The following is a 26605-nucleotide window of genomic DNA, read 5'->3' on the forward strand; positions in this document are numbered from 1 at the left end:
GGCGTGGGCCCAGGCTTCCTTGCGGTCGAGGAAGGCGAGGAAGTCGTGCGGGTCGGTCAGAGCCCGCCAGGCGGCCTGGGGGTCGTCGCGGTTGAGGTGGAGGCGGGCGGCGCCGGCGGCGGCGCCGAGCGAGTCCAGGTGCAGACCCCGGGTGAGCACCTCGTCGGCTCGGCGGCGGCCTGGGCGGTGCGCCCACGGGCGGCGGCGGCGAGGCCGCGCACGGTGGCCGACAGTCCGCCGGAGCCCACCTGGCTCTGGGGGTAGCGCTTCTGGAAGGCCGTGAGGCCACGTTTCGCGTCGTCCCAGCGCCCGGCTTGCCAGTCGGCCATGATCTGATGGCAGTCCAGGTAGAGCTCCACCATGGGCAGCCGACTGCCCGGCGCCATGGCCCTCGTCCCGGTGATGGCGGCGACGGCCCGGGCGTCGTTCCCGACCGCGATCGAGCGGCCGGCGGTGCCACAGACGATCATCGCGGTGCTCTGGAGCACCTGCAGGTCGGTGCTCTCGCGCGGAAGCGCCGCCAGCAGTGCGGGGACCGCGGGGTCGGCGGCGGTGCTCAGCAGGGACATCTGCGCGAGGTCGAGCATCGCCCGGGCCTGGCGGTCCCCGTGAGCGGCCAGGAGGGAGCGGCCCCGTTCGACCATGGCCCGCTGCTCCGCGAGGGCGAACCGTCCAGTCTCCGACATGGCCAGCAGGGCCAGCCGCCTGGCGTCGGCGACCGGATCGCCGTCCCCCGACTCCGTCAGGGCGGTCAGCACTTCCTCCTCGCCGGAGAAATCACCGCCCCGGTAGATCATGATGGCTCCGAGGCTCGTCCTGATCGTTGCGCGGACCGGCACGCTCAGGCCGGGCAGCCGCATGATCCGGCGCAGGGCGGCGGTGGTGGCGGTGTACTGCGTGCCGGCGGAGACCGAGAAGGCCAGGGCGGTCGCCGCGCGGCTGAGCTGTTCGGGGGTGAGGCCGGGCTGGTCGAGGATCTCCTGGAGCAGTGCGGCGGCGGTGCCGTGGTCGCCGACCGCGAGGGCCTGGTCGGCGGCCTCCTGGGCCCGGGGCAGCCAGGCCGCCCGGTCGCCCAGGGCGCGGGCGTGGTGGGAGATCTGCACCAGCGGCGGTGGGTCGAGCGTCTGCAGTGCCGCCAGGACCCGCCGGTGGTTCCGGTGGCGCACCGGTCCGGGAAGGGAGTCGTAGACCGCCTCCTGGGCGAGGACGTGCGCGAACGTGTAGGTGTCCGGGCCGGTCTGACGCAGCACGGCGGCGGTCGTCGCGGCTTGCAGGGCGGCGGCGGTGCGGTCCTCGTCCAGGCCCGCCGACAGGGCGAGCAGTGACTCCCCGGCGGGAACGGCCAGGACCGCCGCGGCGTCCACCAGGGCGGTTGCGTCCGGGCCCAGCCGGGCTCGTCGTTCGGCGAGTACCTCGTTGAGGCTTCGCGGCACCCGCAGCGCGCCCGGGTCGGTGCCGGCCGGCGAGTCCGCGAGGGTGAGCAGGTCCTCCTCGATCACCAGCGGCAGGCCGCCGCTGCGTTCGAGCAGGGTTCGCACCAGCTGCGGCGCGGGCTCGCCGCCGAGCAGGTCCCGGGCCATCGTTCTCAGCTCGGTCTCGCCCAGTCGGCCGAGCCGGATCTCCGCGCCGCCCGTCCCGGGTGGGCGTCGGAACGGTGCCCCCAGCACCGGCCGGCCGGCCGGGAGCAACTCCGCCCGGTAGGTCATCACCAGCGCCGAGTCCGTCGGCATGTCCATCGCGAGGAGGAGCAGCAGTTCCCGGGTGGCCTCGTCCGCCCAGTGGACGTCCTCGACCACGAGGACCGCCGGTGCCACCGCCTCCAGCAGGGTCCGTACCCCCGGCACCACCCGGAACCGCTGCACACCGGCCCCGGAGGTCCCGGCCTCCACTCGTGGCGGCTCCGGGGGCAGGGCGCCGGCGAGGTCCGGCAGCAGCGGTGCGAGGGCGCCCGTCGACGCGCCCAGTCGCTCCGCCGGCGGCAGCCACGGTCCGACCCGGCGCAGCGCGTCGATGACCGGCCCGTACGCCAGCGGCTCGCGCAGTGGATGGCAGCCGCCCGTCAGGACTCGCAGGCCGCGGTCGGCGGAGGACCGACGTGGCCTCCGCGACCAGCCGTGACTTGCCGATCCCGGCCTCCCCCTCCACCAGGACCACCGCCGGGCGTACGTCGGACACCGCGCCGAGCAGTGTCCGCAGTTCCGCGGTGCGTCCTGCGAAGGAGGACTCCCGTGCCCCGGGGAGGGCGGGTTCACCACCGAGGTCGTGCACACCCAGCTCCCATCGGACCGGCAGTTTCCACGGAGGACGGGACGGGCTGTACTGCCTCATTCAGGGCACCCTAGCACCGCGTCGGCAGCGGGAAGGATCAAGGGCGCGGTGGCGCTTCTGCTCAGGTTGCCGGGGCCGGGGGCGAGGTCCGTACGAGGACGAGCCGCCCGGTGGTCTCGCTCAGCACCGCCTGTGCGGCGGGGGCGAGTTCGGCGTCGGTGACGAAGCAGTCGATCTCCGGGAGCGTGGCGAAGGCGCTGAGGCCGACGACGTCCCACTTGCTGTGGTCGGCGACGACGACCACCCTGCGGGCCGAGGCGATCAGGGTCCGGTTGGTCTGGGCCTCCGCGAGGTTGGGGGTGGTCAGCCCGGCGCGTTCGCAGACGCCGTGTGCGCCGATGATCAGGGTGTCCGTGTGCAGGGATCTGATGGCCTGGTCGGCGAGCGGGCCGACGAGTGCGGCCGACGGGGTGGGTGTGCCTCCGGTGAGCAGCAGGACGGGTGCGTTGCCGTTGCCGTTCTCCGCGGCGGTGCGGACGAGGTCGGCGACGGGGAGGGAGTTGGTCACCAGGGTGAGGCCGGGGATGTCGAGGAGTTGGCGGGCGACGGCGTAGGCGGTGGTCCCCGCTCCGACGGCGACGACGCTTCCGGGTTCGACGAGTGCGGCGGCGGCGCTCGCGAGGGCTTCCTTGGCGGAGGGTTCCAGCCGGGACTTGGCTTCGAAGTCGGGTTCCTCGACGAGGGTGCTGACGACGGCTCCGCCGTAGGTCTTCTCGATCGCGCCGGTGCGGGCGAGGGCTTCGAGATCCCGGCGCACGGTCATGTCGGAGACGCCGAACCGGTCGGCGAGCTCCGCCACGCGTACCGCGCCGTCACGGCGTACGCGGTCGAGGATGAGCGCCCTTCGCTGCGGCGCCAGCAGCCCCGTGTCCTCCACGATCTCACTCCGACTTTCCACGCCGCTGCCGGCGTCCACCACGGTCGGCGCAGGAAAGCACCACGACTCACGGGACTGGGTGGCGAACGTGGTGGATCGCGCCCGTCCGGTCGCCACCATAGTTGAACATGAAACAACGGACAACCCTGTGTGAGGGGGAAGGGCCGCACCCCGGCGTGCACGGCCGGCCAGGCCGGCGTCTCGGGCGTTCGGGCCGGATCGCCGACGCGCGCGGTGCGACGTTCCAACTGTCCGGCGCCGGTCCTCCCGGGTTCGCCGACGGCCTCGGGGCAGGGGCCCGGCGCACCGCCGGTCCGCGATTCGGGCAAAAGCACAGAACCTGCCGATACCCCTGGACGGGACGTGTGCAAAGCGGATAGAAAACGCGCAACGGCAATCCGTACACCCGCGGCCGCCGTTTGCGAGGTCGCTTGCCGCGCCTCGTCCGCGCATCCGGCGCCCGGTCACCGATGCCCGCGCCGATGCCCCGCTCCCGCAGTCCGCCCGCAGCCCGCCGTCCGCAGTCTCGTCGAAGGCGCCGGGCGCGAGCGGGCCACCCGGTACGCCGACAGTTGAGGTTGCCCCATGCCCCTGACCCTTGCCGAGCTCCGCGCCCGCACCTTCAGCACCGTCCGTCTCCGCCAGGGTTACGACGAGGGCGAGGTCGACGAGTTCCTCGACCGCGCCGAAGCCGAGCTCGTCCGCCTGTCGAACGAGAACGAGCACCTGCGGGCCGCCATCGCCGCGGCGCTCCTGCGCCCCGCAGCCACGGCGGCGAGCACCGGCACGCCCGGCCCGGTGCTCCCGTCTCCGCGTCAGACCGAGCGCCGCGCCCCGAACGGCGCCGAGGAGGCCGCCCGGGCCCTCGAACTCGCCCAGCGGATCGCCGACCGGGCCGTCGAGGGTGCCCACGCCGAGGCCCGGAGCGTCATCGCCGCGGCCCGCGCCCGCGCCGAGGCCGTCGAAGGCGCCGCACGGGACGGCGCCCATGCCCTGGAACACGACACCCGCGCCTGGATCCAGGAGGTGATCGGCGGCCTGGAGGCGACCCGGAGCGCTCTTGAGGCCGGGATCCAGGGTCTGCGGTCGTTCGAATCCGAACAGCACCACCGGCGGAGGAGCTACCTGGAGCAGCAACTGCGCAGACTCCGGCCGCCTACCGGTGACGGGTCCGCCGCGGTCGAGCGCGGGCCTGCGGCGGCGGACCTTCACCCCGTCCGCCCCCGCCCGTCGGCCGACCCGCCACCGGGCATGGCCGACCCGAGGGTCACCGCCCTGCCGCACTCCGTGAACATCCCCATCCCGGGCCTGCTTCTCAAAAGGGTCGCCGCCACGGTCCACCGCGCCGCCGTGCACTGCCACCCGGCCCGCTGAGCCGCAGGTCGACCGCCCCGACCGATGCTCCGGACACGTCGGGAAGACCCGGGTGCGTGTGACGCGCATACGCCCCTCGTGCCGACCACGTACGACCTGCACCTGCACCATCACCTCGGGCACCCTGCCGGTAACGACAAGATCCTGATCCCGACCCGGCGGGCACCCGGGGGAGCCCCAGGGCACGGTCAACCGATAGCAGATCGTGACACGCCTGCCGCCGGTCACCTCCGAACCGGATGGGAGGATCCCGTTCCCGGCCACTTCCGACTCCTCGCGGATGCCGGTCGCGCCGCCCCGCCCAGCAGAGGAGCACCCGTCGTGCGACATCTCTCCTGCCTGTTCCCCCACCGCCGGACCCTGCCGGCCGCCCTCACCACCACCTCGGCCCTGCTGCTCACCGCGTGCGCCGGCACGGATGCCCCGAAGAGCGCCGTCGACAAGGTCCAGGCGGCCGTCCCCGCCGCGCAGCGGGCCGCCGGGGTGCTGCGCATCGGCTCCGACCTGAACTACCCGCCGGTGGCGTTCCGCGGTGTGGGCGGGAGGCCGGACGGCCTCGACCCCGACCTGGCCTACGCCCTGGGGAAGGTCCTCGGTCTGCGGGTCGAGATCGTCGACACGCCGTTCGAGAAACTGATACCGGGCGTCAACGCCAGGGAGTTCGACGTGGCGATGTCGGGGATCAGCGACACCTCCAAGCGCCGCAACGCGCTCGGTGAGGACGGCATACCGACCGGCGGGCCGGGCGTGGACTTCGTGGACTACTTCATCGCCGGTACCTCGATCATCGTGAAGAAGGGCAACCCGAAGGGGATCCGGACGCTGAGCGACATCTGCGGGCACACGGTCGCGGTGCAGCGTGGCACCACCCAGGACGAGATCGTCGGCCGCCAGGTCGCCGCCTGCGACCGGCGGGGCAAGCCGCTGCAGGTCCGCCGCTTCGACGACGACAGCCAGGCCCTCGCCGAGGTGGCGGCCGGCACGGCGGTGGCCGACTTCAACGACCTGCCGGTGGCGGCGTACGCGGCCAGGACCACCGACGACGGCAACCGCTTCGAGGTGACGGGCATGCAGACACAGTCCAGCCCGTACGGGATCGCGCTGAACAAGAGCGACACGGCTCTGCGCGACGCGGTGGTGAAGGGACTGGACCAGCTGATGCGCAGCGGCGAGTACGACACGATCCTCGCGAAGTGGGACGTCAGCGCCGGCGCCGCCCAGGCTGCCGCGATCAACGGAGGTCTGTGACCCGAGCGGCGTCGCGCGGGTGGCCGGAAGCCGCTGCGGTCTCCCGCTGTGTACGGGCGGGCGAGGGTGCTCGCCGCACGCCCCGACGCGACCGCCGCCGTGGGGCAGGAATTGCTGCTGGGGCGCCGTCACCCGGAGAGCGGGCCCGCCTGCGGGACGGGGCGGACGCGTCGGACGGCGGGTGGCACGGAGCAAGGTGAACGGGTGTACGAATCCAGTCGTTTCGGAGATCAAGCTGCCAACCGGTGAACAGAATCGGAAAAATTGAGCTGCAGCGCGGGTTCCCTGCCGGCCTGGAACAGACCCCACACCCATGCCCTTGCGCGTCAATGTCATTGACGAGACAGGAGTGTCCGGATGGCCCGCTTGCGCGTTCCCCGACCTGCAACCTTCGCCGCTGCGGCGGCAACTGCCCTGTTCCTCCTGGGCTCGGCGCCCGTCGCGGTGGCCGAGCCCTCCGAACTGCTGCCGGCCTCACGGCTGCTCCCGATCCCGCAGGGAGCGATCCACAGCCTCGCCAAGGGGCTGAACAGCAGCGGCACGGTCATCGGCGAGTACTACGTGGAGGGCTCCGACGGGCCGCTCGCGATCCGGTGGAACGCCGGCCGCCCCGGCTACACCCGCCTCGCGCCGCTGTCCGGTGAGAAGTACAGCCGCGCGACCGCGCTCAGCGACGCGGGATGGGTGATCGGCCTGTCCTACGACGCCCTGCCCGCCTTCCACCCCGTCCGCTGGACACCGGGCGGCACCCCGACGCGGTTGGCGCTTCCCGGCGGGTCGCGCGGCGGCAACGCGTCGGCCGTCAACAACGCCGGGGTCGCGGTCGGCGACGCCTACGAGGAGGACTACCGCTCCCACCCCCTGCGCTGGCGGTCCGACGGCAGCAGGACCGACCTGCCCGTGCTGCCCGGCGACAGCAGCGGCACCGCGACGTCGATCAACAACGCGGGCACGGTGGTCGGGTGGACCGAGCAGCGCGACGGCGCCGGTGGCCCCGCGCACCCCGTGCGCTGGAACGCGGCGGGTGTCGTGAGCGCACTGCCCCTCCCGGCCGGGTTCGTCGGGGCCCGGACGAGCCAGATCACCGACAACGGCGTCGTCCTCGGTCACGGGCGGCTTGCCGGGAGCACGGAGTACGACCGGGTGTTGGTGTGGGCGGCCGACGGCACCGTCCGCGACGCCGGGCGCGGGCGGGGATACGACGTCAACCGGGCGGCCACCGCCGTGGGGGCTTCGCTGCAGGACTCCCCGAACGGCGACCCGGCCCGGTGGAACGCGAACGGCACGCGGACGGTTCTCGCCAATCCGGCGGAAGCGGCCGGCGAGGCGCTGGCGATCAACAACCGTGGGACGGCGGTCGGTTACGCGTGGCCGCCGGTCGGCAACGCCGCGCTGGACAAGGCTCTGCTGTGGAAGCCCGACGGTACGGTCGTCCCGCTGCCGCCGTCTCCCCTCGGCCCCTACGGCTCGGCCTCCGCGATCAACGACGCCGGAGTGATCGCCGGGGTCGCCGTCGGCACCGACGGCGCCGGGAACGCGACGACCTGGCGTGCGACCGTCTGGAAGCGCTGACACCGGCCGGCTCCTCGGCGGGAGCCCCGGTAGGGCTGCTCCGGTGAGGGTGCTCCGGTAAGGGGGCGGGCAAGGATTGCCCCCCGGGAATCCCCGGCGCGTCGCGCGACGCGCCGGGGATTCCCGGGGCCCGGCTGCCGCCGCGCCGCCACGGGCGTGCGGGCAGACCGGTGCGGGCATCGCCGACACGGCTGTGGGGTCGGGTGCGGCCGTCCCGTTCGCACCCGGTCGGGTGCACGCGGAGGCCGCGCCGGACGGCCGGCTCCCCTGATGGCTCGTCTGTCGGTGGCTGCGTCTAGGGTGCTGGCGACGACGGCGAGTCCGGGTCCTGTCCCACCTACCTCGCCGCGAGGATCTGGAGACCGGTATGCGTTCTTTCGTGGTGGCGGACGTTCCCGAGACGGACGACGCGGAGGCGTGGCTCACCTACGCGGACGTGTTGACCGCGGCGGGTGACCCGCGGGGAGCGGCGATCCGTCTGGAGCACGCGTGCGACGCCGACGGCGGGGCCGAGGGTAAGGACCGGGCCCGGCTCGCCGGACTCTACGCGGAGGTGGAACGGCAGCTCGGTCTCGACGGGCTGCGCACGGACGGCTCCTGGCGGTTCACCTGGAGGCGGGGCTTCCTCGACGAGGCGCGGTTCGCCCCGGCCGAGGACACCGGGGCGGGGCGTCGGGCGCTGGTCGAGGGGCTGTTGGCGGACCACCCGTGGGTTGCGGCCGTCGATCTCACCGACCCCGAGCGCTGGGAGGGAGCGCTGATCGACGCGGTGCTGTCCCACCCCGTCGCCCACCGGCTGCGCGTGCTGGAGCTGTTCCTGACCGACTACCACCACTCCGCCGAGCACTCCGCCCGCTCGCTCGCCGGCGCTCCGCGCCCCCGGCTGGAGCACCTGTCCTTCGGCTACGGGTTCGAGTTCCTCTACGAGGACGGCAGGACGTCGACGGGCGGCCGGATCGATCCCATGGACTACCACGGCGACGGGCTCGTGCAGACGGCTCCGTGGGATTCGCTGCCCGCCCTGCGCTCCCTCGAACTCCAGGGGGCCTTCCTCTTCGGCTCGATCCTCCACGACGGCCTGACGCGTCTTCGTGTCCGTGGTCCCGCGACCGGCGACGGGGCCTACTTCGACCTCGGGTCGACGCGGGGTGTGGAGTCGCTGGTGGTGGAGGCCGAGTGCGACGTCTTCGGAGGGTGCTGTCCTGTCGAGCAGCTCGGCGAGCTGACCACGGCGGGGTTCCCGGCGTTGAAGCACCTCGACCTGGGCGGGTCGGAGTTCGACGCGACCTCGTTCGAGCTGGTGTCGGCCCTCGCCGAATCGCCGATCCTCCCTCAGCTGGAGAGCCTCACCCTTCCCGACCTGCGGATCGGGCGATCGGACTGCGAGGGCGAGCCGCTGGCCGTCCTGGCCCGGTGGGCACCGAGCTTCGCCCATCTCGCTCTGGGCGTGCGGGGCACCGTCGACGTCGAGGGCGCCGACGGGCCGGAGGTCGACCGGCTCTTCCCCGGAATCGGCGCCGGTTCGCTCGCGATCGGCACCGCTGTGGAGCGAGAGGGCGACTGACGTCCGGCCGGGTCGTCTGTCCGGCTCCCGTAATCGACCACCGACCACCCGACTCCGGTTCCCGGGTCGGGAATGGCTGCGTTTCTCTCGACCGAATCGAGCGGCCGACCGATTCTTGTCGGCCCCGTGTTCGAGGAAAGAGCCTCGTAGGTAACCCTTTCGTGTGAACTCGCACAGTCGGTCGCATGCGGAAACGATTCGGCTGGACAGACCCTCTGTAGCCCCTCCGCATCTGCCGACGAGCGCGGTGCCGTGTGCCACCGGTCCGCCGCCCGTTCGGCCCGACGCGTCATCACCCCCTCGCACGGAGAACTACGAAGGGAACATCGCATGCGCAGCATATGTGCCCGTACGACGTTGGCGGTCGCCGGTGCGACCGTGGCCCTGGCCACGGTGCTGACCGGTACCTCGCCCGCTCAGGCCGATTCCGGCAGCAGCGCGGCCGTCGCGCGGCCTCGGGACAAGATCGCCTGTCCCCGTGGGTTCGTGTGCATCTACCCGGACATCGACTTCGTCGGCCAGCCGTACGTCAAACGCGCCGTCGACGGGAGTGTCCGGCACCTGCCGGACTACATCCGAGGGGCGGGGAGCTCGGTGATCAACAACAGCGGCCGGACCGCACGGGTCTACCAGAAGGACAATTACTTCGGGCGGCACGTGTGCGTGGGGAGCGAGGGCGGCTCGATCCACGACCTGCGCTCGTACCAGCTCAACGACGTCACGCACTCGCTGAGGATCAACAACACTCCCTGCGGCGCCTGATACCTCCGGTGTCGGCACGGACAGTCCGAGCTGGTCTCGGCGACCGGTCGCCGCAGGGCAGGGGCTCGCCGAAGCCCCCTCGCGGGCGCCGTTCCGGAAACACCGACGTCCTCCGCGATGCCGTACGCATGCGATGACAGGTCCTTCCGGACTGCTGGTTGGCGTAGATACCCTTCGGGTTGTCAGGAGGCCGTGCTTTCAGGTCCGGAACCCGCCACAGTCACTCGATCGAGAGTCCAGTTCGACCACCAACCCTCATGATCGGAACGACAACAGCCACTCGGGGAGATCGAAGGCTCCGAGCGCGTCTACCGCCTGGGCTCATTACCGGACATGAGGGTGTGAATCTGTGCGGACCGAGTTGGAACCCGAGACCGAGACCACCGACAAGCGCTCCTTGCGGTACGCGCTGTTGATCGCGCTGGCGAACGGGATCGGCTACATGCCGTTCGCGTTGACCATCCCGGTCCTGCCCGGCTACGTCACGGGTCGGTTGCACGGTGGTCCGGCGGAGGTCGGCGCGGTCATCAGCGGGTACGCGCTGACCGCGTTGCTGTCCCGCCCGGTGTCGGGCGCGCTGATGAACCGCCTCGGCACCCGGGCCCTGACCATCGGCGGAACGGTGCTGACCACGCTCGCCACCGTCTGCTACCCGCTCGCCGGGTCGATCGCCGAGCTGGTCGGCCTGCGGATGCTGGTGGGCGTCGGCATGGGCGTGATGCTGGCTGCGGCCGGGGTCTGGCCGGTGCAACTGGTCGCCAGGGACCGCCAGAGCTGGGCGCTGGGGTTGGGCGGCACCGTCAACTACGTGGCCATCGGCCTGGGCGCTCCGCTGGGTAGCCTGATCGATCACCTGGTGGGCACGGCGGCCACGTTCGTGATCTCCGGGCTGATCGCCCTGCTCGTCATCCCGATCGCCCTGTGCGTCCCCGAGGTGCGCGTCCCGCCGAAGACGGAGCGGACCGGCACCGACAAGGGCCGGGCCCTGCTCGGCACCGCGCTGCCCGGCGTCGCGCTGATCTTCACCGCGTTCGGCTTCGCGGCCGTCTCCAGCTTCGCGGTCGCGAAGTTCGACGACCTCGGCATCGCCGGGGGAGCGGCGGTGGTCACCGCGTACTCCCTGACCGTGGTGCTGTTGCGGGTGGCGGGCACCTGGATCCGCTGGGAGGCCACACGACCGGTGGCACTGGCCGGCCTGTTCCTCGTCGAGGCTCTGGGGATCGCGCTCCTCGGGGTGGCGGACGGCCTTGCCGTGGGCGTGATCGGCGGTGTCCTCATCGGTGTGGGCATGTGGCAGATCTACCCGGTGCTGGGGCTGTTCGTGGTGCGCTCGGTCAGTGAACGCCGGCGCGCCACGGCGCTGTCCACCTTCGGGGCCTGCTTCACCGCGGGCCTCGCCGCCGGGAGCGGCGCCCTCGGGCTGGTGGCCCGGGCCGCCGGGTACCAGACGATGTTCCTCGTCTGCGCGGCCTGTGTCGGTCTGGGACTGCTGGTGGCCGTGGCCGCGGCCCGCGTCGCCCGGACCGACCGACGGCCTCCCGATGACGGGGTGTCCTCGGCGCGTGGTGAGCGGCAGGCGGACACCCCGCCACGGGAAGGGGCGTCAGCCGGCCGGCCGGGGGCGCCAGGTGATCGTGGTGATGGAGGCGGTCATGAGGAGCCAGCCGAGCACGGGAACGGCCAGGGTGGCGGCGAGGGGCAGCTGGGACGAGATGAGGGTGAGACAGCCGAAGAACGCCATGGCGGCGACGAAGACGGCCATGGCGGCGTAGAAGGGGGTCGCTTGCGCGCCGGTGCGTGACCAGGTCAGTCCGTGGGCGGTGAGTGCCGATCCCAGGGCGGCCAGGAGGGCGATCTCGAGGGAGATCAGCCAGGGCGTGCCCGCATTCTGGGCGCGGTGCCCCTGGTAGGAGACCTCGGCGACCCGCCCTCGGAAGACCGTCAGGTCCACGTCCGTGCCGGTCTTCGTGGCGTTGTAGAAGGCCGAGTCGACCGTGTAGCTGCGCCTGGGAGCCTCGTCGGGTACGGCCGTCTCGCGCGCCACGGTCAGCGTGTAGATGGTCGAGTCGCCGCTGGTGGCGGCGTACCTGGCCGTCACCCTGCCACTCGCGCGCTGTGCGCAGTCCGTGCCGGGCGTGTGCTCGGCCCTGCCGCAGATCGGGGCGTTGCGGTAGGCGCTCGCCGCGTCGTTGGCGTCGACGAACCAGCCGAAGCCGAGAACCGTGGCGGCCAGTCCTGCCAGAAGGAACAGGCCTTGCGTCCGTGCGCGGGCGACCGCGCCTGGGGGCCGGGGCCGGGTCGGCGGCTTCGTGTCCCTGATCCGAGCGTTCATCGCAACCCCCATCGATCGCGTCCACGAGCACCTCCCCGATGCCCGTCAGGAATGATTCCAGGAAGGTCCATGGCTGGGGGAGTAACCCGTCTTCCTTGTAGCGAAGTTGTGGATAATCAGGCCCGACGGGAGCGCCCGGACCCGTGCCCGGGACGCCACTCCGGTTCAACCGCCTCCGGCCGTTGACTCCGGCCGTTGGCTCCGGGCGTGGACCTCGGCCGGAGCGTGCAGCGATGTCTGCCTGCGCAGCACCCGACGGCCGGAGGCCGATCCCGGGGGACAGCGGGCGTCGTCACGTCGGTGGAACGGCCTCCTCCCGGTTCGCGCGGACGACTTTCCGGGCCTCCTTGAGCTGGGCTGTGCCGTGCCGGGCCGGGGAAGGACGGCGGCCCTCCACGGTCGGCAGCGTGGCGGCGGAGGCCCCCGGCTGCGTCGGCCGCGCCGGCCCTCACCCCGGAGACCGTCTCCCCGGCTTCCGTAACGAGTGGATGTCGGACCAGGACGGAGAAGCAGTGCGGGACTCGGTTACTTGTCACCGGCCCCCGTCGCACTCGGCACATGCAGGAGGGCCGGTGCCTCCCTCAACCCTTGCCGTGGACCACGGCATCGGTGAGAGGTCCGCCGTCGCTCCTCCACGCCAGGATGGTTCATGTTCCAGCATCACAGCCACGGCCGTCGGGTCGGTGCGCTCCTGGCCGCCGCGGTGGCGGTGGGAGCCGCGTCCGTGGGCCTCGCCGCCGCTGCGGCGTCCACCACCTCCCCGGCGCCCGCCGCGCCCGCCGCGCCACCCTCCGGCACGTCCGCGAAAGCCGTGACGCCGCCCTCGCCGGCCCGGCCCTCCGCAGCGGCACCGACGCCTGCGCCGTCGGCGGCGCGGGTCTTCGCCGCCGCTGCCGCAGCGGTGGCGCCCTCCTCCACGCCCGCCGTCATGGAGGACGTCCCGAGGGAGGCGGACACCGGCTCGGACGATGACGCACGCCGTCCGGCGGTGGCGCCCTTCTCCGCCCCCTCGTCGTTCGTCCTCGCCACGGGTGGCGCGCTGCTGGCCGCCGGGCTCGTCCTCACCCACCGTCTCCGCAGGAGCAGCGCCCGGCGCCGGGCTCAGCACGCCCGGACCCTGCCCTGACACAGGGCCGCCCGTCCGACGGGCAACCCCGCCAGGAACCGGACCGCAGGCAGCCTGCCTCCCGACCTGACCGGCGGCCCGGCCGGCCCGGGGAAGCGAAGGTCGCTTCCGCCGGCCCGTCGAACGCTCGCCGTACCGAGTGAACCGGTCGACAGAGAAGAGTACGAAATGAGCAGCCAGACACCGACCGCCGTGCTGGTCGACGAATTGAAGGCCCTTCGCGACGGGGTCACGGGCATCTCGGAGAGCCTCATCTCCACGGCGGACGGCCTCCTGGTGGCCTCCGACACGGACACCGTCCACCCCGAGTCGGTTGCGGCGCTGTCGGCTGCCATGCTCGGCCTCGGAAGGCACGCCGCAGCCGAGGTCGGCGTGGGTGGCCTGCGCGACATCGTCACCCGCTGCCACGGTGGCTACGTGGTGGTGATGGCGATCGGCGAGCAGGCCTTGCTGACGGTCATGGGTGACGAGGGCCTCGACCTCACCTTCCTGTACCAGAGCTCGCCCACCACGCTTCGTCGACTGGGCGAGCTGCTCGGGGTGGTCCCCGTGCCCTGAGACGCGGCCCCGGGCCGGTGGAGCGCGGCTGTCCGGGGCAGCGGACGCCGCTGCCGGACCACTCGCGCGCGGCACGACGGGGACCCTGACCCGGCAGGCAGGTAGTAGCACGGCGCCGCGGATCGGCCGGGACAGCACTGCGGGTGCCCGGTTCGGTTCCGGGCCACCGGGCAGGGGAGGTCAGCGGTCGCCCGCGGCGGGGGCGAAGGGCCCGTCGAGTGCTGCCCATTGCAGGAGCAGGATGGTCTTCCCGTCGGTGATGCGTCCGTCGCGGGTCATGGCGAGGGCCTCGGCGAAGGGCAGTTCGAGGACCTCGATGTCTTCGCCGTCCTCCTCGAGTCCGCCGCCGCTCCCGGACCGGGCGGCCGGGGTGTAGGGGGCGGCGAAGAAGTGGAGGCGTTCGGTGACGGATCCGGGGCTCATGTAGGCGTCGAGGACGTGGGTGAGCGGGCCGAGGGCGACGCCCAGTTCCTCGGCGCTCTCGCGTCGGACGGCGGTGGGCGGGTCGTCCGCGTCGAGCAGTCCTGCGGCGGCTTCGACGAGCATGCCGTCCGGGTGGTCGTTGACGTAGGCGGGGTAGCGGAACTGGCGGGTGAGCAGGACGCGACCGCGTTCGGTGTCGTAGGGCAGGACGACGGCGCCGTTGCCGCGGTCGTAGGTCTCGCGCTGCTGGGTCTCCCAGCGTCCGTCGCGGCGGCGGTAGTCGAAGGTGGTGCGGCGTAGGACGTGCCAGCCCCGGGAGGTGAGCTCGACGTCGCGGACCAGGATGTCGGGGTTGCGGTCCAGGCCGCGTCCGGCCCGGTCGAGGCCGGTGCGGCCGCGGTGGTCGGGGGTGTCGATACCCGGGCGGCCGGTCACGCGGTCTCCTGCGGGGTGAGGCGGGGGATCTCGACGACGTCGTGGTAGATGGGCAGGCCGCGGCGGCGGGCGACGGCGACGTCCTGATCGGCTCCGGTGGACTCGCCGGGCAGGCGCAGTACGGCGTCGCAACGGGCGAGCAGGCGCTCGGCCGTGGGGTAGAGGACCTGGTCGGCGAGGGGGTCGGTGGGGCCCGCGCCGGCGGAGCGCAGGACGGGCAGGGCGATCCACTCCCCGATCACGGTGAGGTGGCCGGCGGCGAAGACGGGCCAGGCGGCGGCTTCGAGGCGGGCGAGGTTGGCGGCCATGGCCTGCGGGTCGCCGTCGGTGCCGGATCGGTAGGGGCCGGCGATGAGGATGAGCATCGGCTTGTCGGTCATGGGCGCTACACTACATGCAGAAACGTGCAAGAACAGGAGATAATGCGGATGCTGGCTGCTGAACGGCGCGACCACCTGCTCGGTCTGCTCGCCCGCGAGGGCAAGGTCGTCGCGAAGGAGGTCTCCGCCCAACTGGGCATCTCCGAGGACAGCGTGCGGCGCGACCTGCGCGACCTCGCCGCCGAGGGACTCTGTCAGCGGGTCTACGGCGGCGCCCTGCCCGCTTCGCCGGCGGTGGTCGACTACGCCGCCCGGCAGAGCGTGGCCCCGGACGGCAAGCGGAAGGTCGCCGCGGCGGCTGCCGCGCTGGTACGACCGGGCAGCACGCTGATCCTCGACGGCGGCACCACCGCGCTCGCCGTCGCCCACGCGCTCCCGCGTGATCTCGTCTGCACCGTGATCACGCACAGCCCGACGATCGCCGCGGCCTTGCTCGACCACCCGCAGGCGGAGCTCTTCCTGATCGGGGGGCGCGTCTTCAAGCACTCGGCGGTCACCTGCGGCGCCGCCGCGGTCGAGGCCGTGCAGAACGTCTCCGCCGACCTGTGCCTGCTCGGTGTCACCGGCGTGCACCCCGAAGCGGGACTGACCACCGCGGACGCCGATGAGGCCGCTATGAAGCGCGCCCTGGCCGCCCGGGCCGCGGACACCTACATCCTGGCCTCCTCCGAGAAGATCGGCACGGCTTCGCGGTTCCGCGTCCTGCCCTGGGAGAAAGTCAGCGGCCTGATCACCGACGCCGACCCCCACGACACGGTCGTCGAGCAACTCAGGGCGCACGGAGTGGAGATCCTGGCGGCCGACTGACGGCTACGACGTTCGACTGCGGTAGCCGTCGGCAGGCGCAGCGTGCGGAGCGGCGTCAGGGCGGTGGTTCGTCGGAGTGGAGCCTTCGAAGGGTGTGGGGCCGGTTCGGCGCGGTGGTCGGCCGGTGATCGTGAACGGCGGGTTCGCAGGTCGGCTGTGTCGTCATCGGGGCCGGCCTGCTTCGGGGCGGTGCAGCCCGGAGCGAGGGGCATCGGGGCGTGGTGGGGCGGGGGCGAGATGACGTCGGTGGGCGATCGGTGGCGCCTGGCCGGGCGGTTGGTCGGTGCCGTGGTGGCCGGATAGGTCGGTGGCGCGGGTGCGGCATCGGCGGTGCCGACGAGCCCTCCGGTCGGGCAGGTGGTGGGCGGGGCGGATGCTCCTGCGGCTGCGTACCCGTACCAGGTGTCGCTGCAGAAGCAGAGCTCCGGGACCTGGTACCACGCCTGCGGTGGGTCGGTCATCGCAGAGCGGTGGGTGCTGACCGCGGCGCACTGCCTGACCGGGACGGCAGCCGCCGGCCTGCGGGTGGTGGCCGGGTCGAACACTCTGATCCCGGCGGGCACCGCCTACGCGGTTCAGGAGACGGTCAGTCACGAGAGCTACAGCGGCGCTGCGGCCGGTGCGTGCGCCGGGGACAGCGGCGGCCCGCTCGTCCAGAGCGGCCGCCAGATCGGCATCGTCAGCTGGGGCTCCGCCAACTGCAGCACCAACTACCCCTCCGTCTGCACCAGCACCGGCGCCTACCGGCTCTGGGTCACCGCCAAGACCGGCATCTGACCACGTCGAGCGCGTGCCGTCGACCATCGTGTGGCGTGGGCCGCCAAGGGTACGGAGTGGGCCTGCGGCCGGTCGAGTGGGGTGCGGGAGGTGACGCCTCTCCCTGGCGGGTACGGCCCGGCCGCAGGCGCAAAGGGCCTGCGGCCGACGGCCGGTGAAACGGAGCGTGCGTCGAGCCCGCCGCCCGCGCAGGGACCGGTCTTTCGCACCGACCCCGACGGGGTTCGGGCAGCGGGCCGCTTCCGGAACCTCAGCCCGCGGTCTCGCTCCGGGCGGGCACCACGGTGTACAGGCCGCGTCCGGGGCGCTGCGCGCGACCGGCCTTGGCGAGGCGTTCCAGCTTGGTGCGGATGGTGTTGATGTTCCCCTGAAGGGTGTCCAGGCCCAGCCGTTCGGTCACCTCGCGGGCTCGCAGGGGCTCCGCGGCCTGGGCCAGCACCGTCAGGACGCTGTCCGCTTCGACCTCCTGGCGCCGCCCGCCCGCCGTGGGCTCGGCCGGTTCGGCGGTTGTCCGGCTGGCGGGCGCGGTCTTCTTGGGCGCTGCGGGCGTGGCCGTGGACGCCCGCTTTGACGTGGCGGGCCCGGTGTCCTTCGCCACCTTTTTCGCGATCTTCTTCGCACGGGGGACGGAGGCCTTGGCCTCCTGCACGGGTGAGGCCGCAGCCTTCGGGACGGCCGGCTTCCGGACGGCGGCCTTCCTCGGGGTCCGGGCCGCAGGGATCGGCGGGACCGGCTGGGCCGCAGGGACCGGCGAGGGTTCCGCCTCCGGGGTGTCCGTCGTCGCCGCATTGTCGTGGCCGTCGGCCGCAGCCTCGGCCGGGACAGGGGTCAACTCGTCTGCGAGCGGCTCTCGCTGCCCGCCGAGTGGCGTTCCGGTCAGAAGGCGCAACCCCTCAAGTGCCTTGGTGATGGCCTCCTCTTCCCGCACGGCGGCTGCGACGTCCTCCTCCGCTCGGCGACGCCGTTCCAACACGGCGGGCAGTCGCTCTTCAAGCAGGGCGATCGTCGATCCCACACCGTTTTCCGTACCGAAGGCGCTCTCGATTCCCACAACACTCCCACCGTCTCAGCCGTCAGTCGTTGCAGTAATCTACGGCTCGCCGCGCCGGTTGTGGGGGGATTGGCCGAATGTCACCCGGCCGGGGCGGCGCAGGCGAACCCTGCGACGACTCCGCACCTCATCCTGAAACGATCGGTCGTAGGGGTTCGAATCCCTTCTCCACCACGTCGAACGACGGTGGGCCGCCGGCCGTGCGGCCCACCGTCAGTGCGTCTCGGCGGCTCAGTAGAAGACCACGGAGAGCCGCGCCGGGCCGGTCTCGGTGGTGGTGTCACAGAAGTAGACGACGGCCTGGTGGCTGTTCACGTAGGCCTGGCCGGCCGCGTGGCAGGAAGCGGCGGTCGGGTAGATGCCGATGTAGGTGTAGGTGGCCGCCTGGGCGGTCGGGGCGGCGATGAGGGCGCCGCCGGCCACGATCCCGGCCACGGCCGCGGTGGAGAATGCCTTGCGAAGCGACATGGTGGTCTTCCTCCCATTGGTGAGCGCCGGGGTTCCGTGCCCCTGCGCTTCGCCGAGGAGCCTCCTCCGAATGTGTCGGCGAGGCAATGGTAGAGACCAATTCCGACCGGAAGCAGTGTGGTGTTTCTGTGACGATGCAGGTCGCGGGCCTGTCTGGCGGGCTGACGATCATCTTCCGGACAGTTTTTGCACTGTCCGGAAGATGACAGTCCGCCAGTGACGGCTCTCTGTGGACCACGGTGCACCGGCCGGGGCGGTGACGCCCCGGGGGTGTGGTCGAGGTGTGGGGCGGTTCTCGGGGCTGCCGGCCGGGTGCGGTGTCCTCGCGCGCTCGCCGTTCGCCGCTCAGTGAGAAGGATCCAGCAGCACCGACCCGGCGCAGCCGGCGGAACGGATCGCCACCGCCGCCGGGTCGGTGTTGCTGTGGACACCACGCGGTGTCGCGGGGCTCCGCCGGACGGGGCGGCTCAGCGAAGGCCGGCGAAGAGGTCGTTCTCGGGGAGCTCCGCACCGGTGGTGTCGTGGACCCGGAGGAAAGTCTCGACACCCATCAGCTGGGTGAACTTCTCCTTGCCCATCTTCAGGAAGAAGATGTTCTCGCCCTGGCTGGCGTGCGCGGCCAGCGCGTCGAACTTCTGGCCTCCGAACCCGGTGGTGTTCACCCAGGTGGTGATCTCCTCGTCGGGGAGGCCGATCTCGGGCATCTCCGACTCCTCGGAGCCCGGCTCCTCCCATTCCCCGCCGAGCTCGCGCATGACCTCCCCGAACCGCGCCATCATCGAACGCGGGGCCGTCGTCCAGTACACCTTCGGCGCCGTGCCGGCCAGCTCCAGCGCCCTCGACGTGATGCGGTTGGCCTGGATGTGGTCGGGGTGGCCGTAGAAGCCGTTCTCGTCGTAGGTCACGACCACGTCGGGCCGGTACTGCCGCACCAGGTCGGCGAGGCGGGCGGCCGCCTCGTCCACCGGTGTCGTCCAGAACGAGCCGGGCGCGTCGTTGGCGGCCCAGCCCATCATCCCGGAGTCCCCGTAGTCGAGCATTTCGAGGTGGCTGACCTTGAGGACCTCGCAGCTGGCCTCCAGTTCCTGACGGCGCATCGCGGCGACGGCGGCCGGGTCGTGTCCCGCCTCGCCGGGCTTGACTCCTCCCGGTCCGTCCCCGCAGGCGCCGTCGGTACAGGTGACGAGCACCGTCCGGATGCCCTCGGCCGCGTAGCGGGCGAGCACACCTCCCGTACCGGTGGCTTCGTCGTCGGGGTGGGCGTGCACGGCCATGAGGGTCAAGGGCCGGTCGGTCATGGGGTTCATCCTTCGGTCTGCCGAGTGTTCGGCCTCAGTGTGCGGCACGGGTCTGACAGAGAACGGTTCACCGTGTCTCTGAATCGACTGTTGGGAACGACGGGGGCGCCGAGTCCTATTCCGGTGTGCTCGCGACACGAGCCGCCGCCGGTGGTTGGTGGGTCGTCACCCACCACGCACGACGGATCCCGCAGAGCGGCGACCGGTTTCTGGGTCTTGCGCGCGTGCCCGTGCACGCACGGGCAACACCGCGGGCGCGCCGCTCGGTAGGCTCGGTTTCGGGCTTCCGGGCACCCCGCGGGGGCGGGCATGAGAGTCGTCCGGCCTCGCCGCCGGTGCCACGCCCCCACCGCTCCGCACATCGACGGGCCGTCGCCGTCGCGGCGGCAGAAAGGAGCGACCGTGCAGAACCACGACACCCACGCCCCGCGTCCGCCACGTCCGGAGGCGGATCGGCTCAGATTCCTCCGGCGGGCCGGGTCGAGCTCGGCCAGGTCGAAGAAGTAGCCGACATCGAACGCGGCAACGTGATCGCGAAGGCGGTTGATCGTCTCGATCCAGAGGTAGTTCAACGCGGCGTCGAAGAGTCCGACCGAGCCCGCCATGATCATCTTGGTGAGATAGGGGGCCTTCGACCTCGCTTCATCGCTCATCTCTTCGAGAATGACGTCGGGCGTGTTCCTGAGCAGGGTTTCGCGCTGGCGTGCGCTGACGATGATGCTGTCCGTCGGCAGACCCCAGGAGTCCAGCACTGTGAACATGAGGCTTTCGAAGGCCTCCAGTTCCGCTCCCCGCGGCCTGCCGCTGCCCGAGAGGCCACGGGCGCCGGCAGGTTCTGTGGGACTTCCTGAGGACTCATCCAATGCCTTCGATCGCTTCGTCGGGTCGATGGTTAGCCACCTGGTCAGCCTCGTGATCACGTGCTGGCCGGAACGAGGCCATTTGGTCTCAGGCTGGGACCGCACTGCGGTGAGGACACCCGTCCTCGTGGCCGACTACTAGCCTCACGTCCTGTCGGCGGGCCCGTCAACTCGGCTAGATGCAGCAGCATTTCGGCGGCGCTAGGCGTCCCTGCCGTGCTTTTTCCCAAGCGCGGTTCGACTGGCCTGTGATTTACGTCGGGCCGCCCCTCCCAAAGGAGGGGCGGCCCGACGCTTCGTGACCGCCCGCTGAGGCCCTGGAGTCAGGGGCGACCGAGGGCGCGGTAGGTCCAGCCGGCGGCCCGCCAGCGGTCGGGGTCGAGGGTGCTGCGGCCGTCGATGACGCGGGGAACGGCGACGCGGGCGGCGACGGCCTTGGGGTCAAGGCGTGCGAACTCGGGCCACTCGGTCAGGTGAAGCAGCAGGTCGGCGTCGCAGACGGCGCCGAGCGGATGGTCGGTGAATTCGAGCTGTGGGTGGGCCTTGCGGGCGTTGTCCAGAGCCTTGGGGTCGAAGACGGTGACGGTCGCGCCGAGTTGGTGCAGTTTCTGCGCGACGGCGAGGGCCGGGGAGTCGCGGATGTCGTCGGTGTCGGGCTTGAAGGCGGCGCCCCAGACGGCGATGTTCTTGCCGTTGATGACGCCGCCGCACTGTTCGCGGGCGAGGTCGATCATGCGCTCGCGGCGACGGTTGTTGATCACGTCGACCTCGCGCAGGAAGGTCAGGGCCTGGTCGGCTCCGAGTTCGCCGGCGCGGGCCATGAAGCCGCGGATGTCCTTGGGCAGGCAGCCGCCGCCGAACCCGATTCCGGGCCGCATGCCGCGGCGGCCGATCCGGGCATCGTGGCCGAGGGCCTCGGCCAGCAGCTGGACGTCGGCGCCGGAGGTCTCGCAGACCTCGGCCATGGCGTTGATGAAGGAAATCTTGGTGGCGAGGAAGGCGTTCGCGGCGGACTTCACCAGCTCAGCGGTGGCCAGGTCGGTGACGATGACCGGGGTTCCGGACTCGATGATCTTGCCGTAGGCCTGGCGGATCACTGACTCCGCGCGCGTGCCCTGGCCGGTGAAGCCGAGGACGATCCGGTCGGGGTGGAGGGTGTCCTCGACCGCGTAGGACTCGCGCAGGAACTCGGGGTTCCAGCAGACGTCGACCTGGTCACCGGCCGGGGCGAACTCGCGCAGGATGTCGATCACCTGGGGGGCGGTGCCGACCGGGACGGTGCACTTGCCGACGATCACGGCGGGGCCGGTCAGGCGGGGGGCGAGCTGGCGGACGGCCGAGAAGAGGTGGCTGAGGTCGTAGGCCATCTCGCCGGGCTTCTGCGGGGTGCCGACGCCGATGAAGTGCAAGTCGGCGAAGGCGGCGGTCTCCGCGTAGGACGTGGTGAACCGCAGCTGCCCGGTGGCGGTGTGCTTGGCCAGGAGGTCGTCCAGGTCGCGTTCGAAGAACGGGGCCCGGCCGGCGTTGAGGGAGACGACCTTGTCGGGGTCGATGTCCATGCCGAGGACCTGGTGGCCGAGTTCGGCCATGGCTGCGGCGTGGGTCGCGCCGAGGTAGCCGCAGCCGATGACGGTGAGCTTCACGAACGTGTCCTTCCGGAAGGGGTGGGGCCGCCCGGCCGGCGCCCCCGACCCTCTGGAGGGCGGGGCGTCAGGCGGGCCGGGCGGCGAGGTAGCGGTGGATGCCGTGGCGGATGAACGGCGGGACGGTCAGGACGGGCAGGTGCTCGGGGGCGAAGAACTGGAGCTTGACGCCCTCCGCGAGGGGCAGCGCCTGTTCGTCGCCGTCCCAGGAGGCGGCGAAGAAGGTGATGATCTGGCCGGAGCCGACGGTGTCCTTCGTCTCGAAGAGCTCTTCCAGGTCGTCGACGGCCAGGCCCGCCTCTTCGTCGAGTTCGCGGACGATCGCGGTGGCCTGGTCCTCGCAGGGGTCGCAGCCGCCGCCCAGCAGGCTCCAGTGGCCGGGCCAGGCGATGCCGGTGATGTCGTCGCGCAGGTGCAGGAGGAGTTCGCCGCGCCGGTTGGTGATGATCGCGACCGCTCCGCGCGGTTCGGCGGCGGACGGCTCGTCGGGGAGAGTCTGGGAGTCCATCCCCTCACCGTAGTGAGCCGACGGGCCGTCATACCGCTGTCTCCACCGGCTGGTCGTTGAACCAGGCGGCCGCCATCAGCGACTGCATCCGAGTGCGGTCGAACCGCCCGCCGGGCCTCAGGCCGCCGGCCAGCAGCGGTCGCAGCGAGCGCGGCGCCTGGTCCAAGGCGGCACTGATCTGGGCGGTCGCCCAGGGCTCCAGTGGGCCGGTCAGCCAGCTCGGGACCGGGGAGGCGAAACCGAGCTTGTCCCGGCTGCCCCAGACCTCCGGCGGAAGCCCGAGCGCCTTCGCGGCGTCCCGCAGGATCCGCTTGCCGGCCGCCGGGTCACCAATCTTGTGCTCGACCGGCAGCCGGTAGCAGAACTCGACCAGGTCCCGGGCCAGGAAGGGCGAGCGCCGCTCCAGCGCGAACGCCGACGCCAGCTTGTCGCTCGTCATCACCAGCGGGCGCCAGGCGGTGGCCAGGTCCGCCAGCGTCAGCCCGCGCGCCAAGTCCCCGCCAGCCCGCCGGAGCGCGTCGGCAACGACCTCGCGCATGCACCCGTCCGGGTCCGAGCCCCGAAGGATCAGCTTCACGATCGCCTCGGCCGGATCCAGCGGGCCGCCCGCCGCGTTCAGGAGCTTGGAGGCCAGCGGCCGGTAGGTCTCCAGCCCGGCGTCCAGCACCGCCTGTGGACCGAACAGGACGAGCGCGTGGCGGACGTAGCCCATCAGGAACTCGTCCGGACCCAGCCCCCCGACCACGACCCGGAGCCCTCGCTCGGCGATCGCCCGGTAGGCCATGTGCTCGGAGAAGGTGGCTGCGTTGCCCATCGGGTAGTCCAGCGCGTGCATGATCTCCGGCAGGCAGCGGGCGAAGTCGGCGGCGGTCGGCTCGATGACGACCAGCTCGGCGCCGATGTCCCGCGCGACGACGGCCGCTGTCGCGGACTCGTCCAGCCGGTCCTGGCCCTGGTAGCGGACCGTGACGCAGACCTGCGGCCGCATCAGGTAGGCCAGCACCGAGGAGTCCAACCCGCCCGAGAGCAGGAGTGCGAAGTCCGAGCCGGGGGCTCGCAGGGGGAGGCTATCGGCCAACAGGGCCGAGAACCGGGCGAGTGCCGTGCGGTAGTCGCCCTGCCAGGGCTCCAGGCCCTCCAACTGCCACCAGGTCCGCTGGACGAGCGATCCGGTGGCGATCTCGAAGGCCAGCAGGCCGGCCGGCGGCAGGAGCTGGATACCTTGGAACGGGGTGTCGACGCCGGTCGGCGTCTCGATGGACAGTATCTCCGGTCGGACGACCAGGGGTGCGGTGCCGTAGCCGGTCAGGGTGGTGACCTCGGAGGCGAACGCGAGGCGGCCGCCGTCCAAGCGCCAGTAGAGGGGCTTCTCGCCGAGCCGGTCCCGGGCGAGGAAGAGCCGGCCCTCACGGGGGTCGTAGGCGGCGACCGCGAACATGCCGTCCAGGCCGGCCAGGCAGCCGGGGCCGAGCTTGACCCAGGCCCGCAGGACCAGGTGGGCGTCCGTCTCGCCCGCCTCCAGCTGGATGCCCCAACCGGCTGCCGCCTGAAGGTAGTTGTAGATCTCGCCGTTGAAGGTGAGGACGACACCGCTGGCCGGGTCCTGGTAGGGGCCGGGCTGGGCGGTGGTGTCGACGATCAGCAGGGTGTTCATGGACAGCACCGCCCGGCCGTCGGCCGAGGTGAGGTGGCGGGTGCCGTCGGGGCCGCGGTGGTGCTGAGCGAGCCCCATCGCGGCGACGGTCGTGTGGTGGCGGACGGCGTCAGCGCCGGCCAGTCCTGCGAGTCCGCACATCTGGTTGTCACCCCCGAGCGTGAATCGGTGGAGGCCCCCGCCGGAGGGTCTGTGGTCCGGTCCGGCAGAGGCCCGGGGCATCAGACAACCGCGTCCGGTCAGGCCGGGGCAGGGCTCGCAGGGGGGCCCACAACTCGCGAAAGCGGTTCGCTGCGTGCAGCGAAGGCAATACCCTCGGTGATCCGGCGTCAGGTGCCGGGTGTACGAATTCTCGTGCCCAGTCGAGTACGACTCCCCGTGCCCAGTCGGGGACCGATTGAGGGGGACGCTGTGGCGTTGACCACGCGCCGGGCCAAGCCGCCGAACGACGCTCTGACCCGGATGATCGACAAGTGCGAGGGCGCCAGCAACAAGTCGCTGGCCCTCCGTGTGAACCAGCTCGCCCACGAAGCCGGGCTGACCACGACGTATACGCATACCTCGGTCGCGAACTGGTGCCGCCGCGGCATGGTCCCCGAGTGGCCGGTGCCCAAGCTCCTGGCCCAGGCCATCAGCGAACGCCTCGGCCGGCCTGTGCAGTTGGCGGAGATCGGTATGGCGGATGCGGAGACACCGGACTCTGCGGTGGGGTTGGATTTCCCGCGAGACCCCGCCGACGCCGTGCGCGTCGCCACTTCGTTCTGGAGCACTGTGGACCGCCGCGACTTCCTCACCGGAACGGGCTTCGCCGTCTCCGCGTTCACCACCCCGGTCACCCGCTGGCTGGTCACGCCCGCCGATGACGATGCCGCCCACCGAGGCCGTGGCCGGGTCGGTGCCGCGGACCTCGCCGAGCTGCGGGAGGCTGCCGATGATGCTCGGCGGTGGGACTCGAAGTATGGCGGCGGGAACTGGAAGGCCAACTCCGTCACGGCCTGCCTACAGGAACGCGCGGTGCCGCTGTTGAACGGTTCGTTCAGCGACGGGGTGGGTCGCGAGCTGTTCTCGGTGACCGCCGAGTTGTCCCGTCTGGCCGGCTGGACCGCCTTCGACGTCGGCCAGCACGACGCCGCCCAGCGGCACTTCATCCAGGCCCTCCGTCTCGCGCGGGCCGGTGGTGACATCGAGCTCGGCTGCTATGTGCTGACGACCATGGCGATGCAGACCTTGCTGCGGGGTTTCGCCAGCGAGGCTATCGACATGACTCAGGGCTCCTTCCAGCGTGCCAAGGGCCGGGCCGCCCCCAGGGTGCTGGCCTTCAGCAAGCTCATCGAGGCCCGGGCCCATGCCCGGGACAGCAACGCCAAGGCGGCTTCCGCCGCTCTGACCGCCTCCGAGACGCTTCTCGACCAGGCCCGCGGCGGCGCTGGCGAACCGGCTTGGATCGACTTCTATCACCACGCCCGGCTCTCGGCGGACGCCGCCGAGGTCTTCCGCGACCTGGGGAGGCCGAAGGAGGCTCTCGTCTGGAACGCGCAGGCCGCAGCCATGCAGCCGGGCGTGTTCACCCGCTCAGTGGGGATGCGTCTGGCCATCGTGGGGACCGCCCATCTCCAGGGCCGCAACCTCGACCAAGGCCTCGCGCTCGGAAACCAGGCCGTCGAGATCCTTGCCCGCGTGCAGTCCTCCCGGGCTCTGGACTACGTCCGCGAGTTCACCGCGGCCCTCGCCCCCTGGCGCCGGGAGACGGCCGTTCGGGAGTTCGTCCACCGAACGCGTCAGGAGCTCAGGGTCGCTGCCTGACCTGGCCTGATGCCGGGAGCAGGCGTTGGCGACACGGTTCTTTCTCCGCGGCCGGTCCGACACCAGGCGCCGTTGTCGCACCCCAGCCGTCAGTTTGCGGCAGCCGTCAGCCAGTGGAACGCTAGAACTCGAGTGCACCCAGGCAGAGCGCCATTACATTTTGACTGCACGGAGGTACTCCGTGTGCATTATTAAAGGCGACGAAGTACGTTGCGTCAGAGCGGACCGGGCGCCAGCCGGAACGTTTCTCCACCACCCGTATGCCGTCCATCGCCTCGTAGCGCCCCTTGGCCTGGGCCCGGCGACCACTGCCCGCCGCGTCGTCCTCACGTAGGCGTCGATCGCCCGCAGGCACTCGACCGCGACGTAGGACGTCCGCTCGCGCCGGCTCTTCGTCGTCGCCCTCGCCAGACGCCCGTCGAGATAGCGCTTGACGCTCTCCTCCAGCACCGGGACCTCGATCGTCAGCAGCGATCGGCCCTCCGAGCGCCGCATCTCCGAAGAAAACAGCAGGTCGAAGCAGGCCGCGTTGCGGTCGTCGTTGCGGCCTAGCCACGACGGATCACGGCGGCCGTCTGCGGTGTAGCCACGCAGACCCACGTCCCTCCAGAGCCGGTAGGCCCGGGGCGCCAGCCACTTCACGTTGCTCGACCGCACGTCTTTCGCCCGGGCCGCCGGCACCTTCCTCACGTCGCCGCGTCGGCCCATCACCTCGTGTTCCACGATTGGGTTGACGGCCATGTACCCCTTGGCCACG

Annotated in this window: 22 protein-coding genes and 1 pseudogene; 11 read left to right on the top strand and 12 right to left on the bottom strand. The window is 71.9% G+C overall.

The annotated features are described in order from the left end of the window. Positions 1-56: 56 nt before the first annotated feature. On the bottom strand, positions 57-1889 hold the full coding sequence (locus PUR61_RS34540; RefSeq protein WP_329883484.1) for a hypothetical protein: 1833 nt from the start codon (positions 1887-1889) through the stop codon (positions 57-59). Between the two features lie 500 nt (positions 1890-2389). After that, positions 2390-3208 carry a DeoR/GlpR family DNA-binding transcription regulator gene (locus PUR61_RS34545; protein WP_329883528.1) on the bottom strand — a complete coding sequence of 273 codons (819 nt, stop codon included), beginning with the start codon at positions 3206-3208 and terminating at the stop codon, positions 2390-2392. Between the two features lie 582 nt (positions 3209-3790). Between PUR61_RS34545 and PUR61_RS45605 the strand changes: the two are divergent. The 8 genes and pseudogenes from PUR61_RS45605 to PUR61_RS34585 form a co-directional block, all read left to right on the top strand. Beyond that, positions 3791-3955 (top strand): annotated as a pseudogene (locus PUR61_RS45605) (DivIVA domain-containing protein); the annotation flags it as partial. Positions 3956-4900: 945 nt separating this feature from the next. Next, the gene (locus tag PUR61_RS34555) at positions 4901-5827 is read left to right on the top strand and encodes an ABC transporter substrate-binding protein (RefSeq protein ID WP_329883486.1); all 927 of its coding nucleotides are present in this window, start codon (positions 4901-4903) and stop codon (positions 5825-5827) included. 357 nt (positions 5828-6184) lie between these two features. Beyond that, complete coding sequence (locus PUR61_RS34560) at positions 6185-7399, top strand: hypothetical protein (protein WP_329883487.1); 1215 nt, start codon at positions 6185-6187, stop codon at positions 7397-7399. 367 nt (positions 7400-7766) lie between these two features. Further along, a complete protein-coding gene (locus PUR61_RS34565; RefSeq protein ID WP_329883488.1) occupies positions 7767-8963 on the top strand; it encodes a hypothetical protein in 1197 nt (398 codons plus the stop codon). A gap of 330 nt (positions 8964-9293) precedes the next feature. Next, on the top strand, positions 9294-9725 hold the full coding sequence (locus PUR61_RS34570) for a peptidase inhibitor family I36 protein (RefSeq protein ID WP_329883489.1): 432 nt from the start codon (positions 9294-9296) through the stop codon (positions 9723-9725). A gap of 349 nt (positions 9726-10074) precedes the next feature. Further along, complete coding sequence (locus PUR61_RS34575) at positions 10075-11526, top strand: MFS transporter (RefSeq protein ID WP_329883490.1); 1452 nt, start codon at positions 10075-10077, stop codon at positions 11524-11526. A gap of 1180 nt (positions 11527-12706) precedes the next feature. Further along, positions 12707-13183 (top strand): hypothetical protein, encoded by a 477-nt coding sequence (locus PUR61_RS34580; RefSeq protein ID WP_329883491.1) that lies wholly within the window; start codon positions 12707-12709, stop codon positions 13181-13183. 168 nt (positions 13184-13351) lie between these two features. Then, positions 13352-13741, top strand: a complete 390-nt coding sequence (locus PUR61_RS34585) for a roadblock/LC7 domain-containing protein (RefSeq protein WP_329883492.1) — start codon at positions 13352-13354, stop codon at positions 13739-13741. A gap of 180 nt (positions 13742-13921) precedes the next feature. Here the strand turns inward: PUR61_RS34585 and PUR61_RS34590 are convergent, their stop codons facing one another. Together PUR61_RS34590 and PUR61_RS34595 are read right to left on the bottom strand one after the other, a co-directional pair. Then, positions 13922-14599 (bottom strand): NUDIX domain-containing protein, encoded by a 678-nt coding sequence (locus PUR61_RS34590; protein ID WP_329883493.1) that lies wholly within the window; start codon positions 14597-14599, stop codon positions 13922-13924. Continuing rightward, positions 14596-14979 (bottom strand): DUF4406 domain-containing protein, encoded by a 384-nt coding sequence (locus PUR61_RS34595; RefSeq protein ID WP_329883494.1) that lies wholly within the window; start codon positions 14977-14979, stop codon positions 14596-14598. Before PUR61_RS34595 ends, PUR61_RS34590 begins: the two co-directional genes overlap by 4 nt. 48 nt (positions 14980-15027) lie before the next feature. Between PUR61_RS34595 and PUR61_RS34600 the strand changes: the two genes are divergently transcribed. Both PUR61_RS34600 and PUR61_RS34605 read left to right on the top strand, forming a co-directional pair. After that, entirely contained in the window at positions 15028-15786 is a 759-nt protein-coding gene (locus PUR61_RS34600) for a DeoR/GlpR family DNA-binding transcription regulator (RefSeq protein WP_329883495.1), read from the top strand. A 360-nt stretch (positions 15787-16146) separates the two neighbouring features. Then, complete coding sequence (locus tag PUR61_RS34605; protein WP_329883529.1) at positions 16147-16563, top strand: trypsin-like serine protease; 417 nt, start codon at positions 16147-16149, stop codon at positions 16561-16563. A gap of 250 nt (positions 16564-16813) precedes the next feature. On the opposite strand, the gene PUR61_RS34610 is transcribed toward PUR61_RS34605, so the two are convergent. From PUR61_RS34610 to PUR61_RS34640, 7 genes are all read right to left on the bottom strand, one after another. Continuing rightward, positions 16814-17578: a hypothetical protein gene (locus PUR61_RS34610; RefSeq protein WP_329883496.1), complete on the bottom strand. Its 765-nt coding sequence runs from the start codon at positions 17576-17578 to the stop codon at positions 16814-16816. A gap of 267 nt (positions 17579-17845) precedes the next feature. Beyond that, positions 17846-18082 carry a hypothetical protein gene (locus tag PUR61_RS34615; protein WP_329883497.1) on the bottom strand — a complete coding sequence of 79 codons (237 nt, stop codon included), beginning with the start codon at positions 18080-18082 and terminating at the stop codon, positions 17846-17848. A gap of 467 nt (positions 18083-18549) precedes the next feature. After that, entirely contained in the window at positions 18550-19380 is an 831-nt protein-coding gene (locus PUR61_RS34620; RefSeq protein ID WP_329883498.1) for a PIG-L family deacetylase, read from the bottom strand. A gap of 5 nt (positions 19381-19385) precedes the next feature. Further along, positions 19386-20141, bottom strand: coding sequence for a hypothetical protein (locus PUR61_RS34625; RefSeq protein WP_329883499.1), 756 nt, complete (start codon positions 20139-20141; stop codon positions 19386-19388). A 422-nt stretch (positions 20142-20563) separates the two neighbouring features. After that, positions 20564-21883, bottom strand: a complete 1320-nt coding sequence (locus tag PUR61_RS34630) for a UDP-glucose dehydrogenase family protein (RefSeq protein WP_329883500.1) — start codon at positions 21881-21883, stop codon at positions 20564-20566. 67 nt (positions 21884-21950) lie between these two features. Then, positions 21951-22391: an NUDIX domain-containing protein gene (locus tag PUR61_RS34635; protein ID WP_329883501.1), complete on the bottom strand. Its 441-nt coding sequence runs from the start codon at positions 22389-22391 to the stop codon at positions 21951-21953. A gap of 28 nt (positions 22392-22419) precedes the next feature. Continuing rightward, on the bottom strand, positions 22420-24186 hold the full coding sequence (locus PUR61_RS34640; RefSeq protein ID WP_329883502.1) for an asparagine synthetase B family protein: 1767 nt from the start codon (positions 24184-24186) through the stop codon (positions 22420-22422). 270 nt (positions 24187-24456) lie between these two features. Between PUR61_RS34640 and PUR61_RS34645 the strand changes: the two genes are divergently transcribed. Beyond that, on the top strand, positions 24457-25848 hold the full coding sequence (locus PUR61_RS34645) for a sporulation protein (protein WP_329883503.1): 1392 nt from the start codon (positions 24457-24459) through the stop codon (positions 25846-25848). Between the two features lie 153 nt (positions 25849-26001). On the opposite strand, the gene PUR61_RS34650 is transcribed toward PUR61_RS34645, so the two are convergent. Further along, on the bottom strand, positions 26002-26604 hold the full coding sequence (locus PUR61_RS34650; protein ID WP_329883504.1) for a hypothetical protein: 603 nt from the start codon (positions 26602-26604) through the stop codon (positions 26002-26004). Position 26605 lies beyond the last annotated feature (1 nt).

It is taken from the genome of Streptomyces sp. BE20 (assembly GCF_036322525.1).
In the GTDB taxonomy this organism is placed as follows: domain Bacteria; phylum Actinomycetota; class Actinomycetes; order Streptomycetales; family Streptomycetaceae; genus Kitasatospora.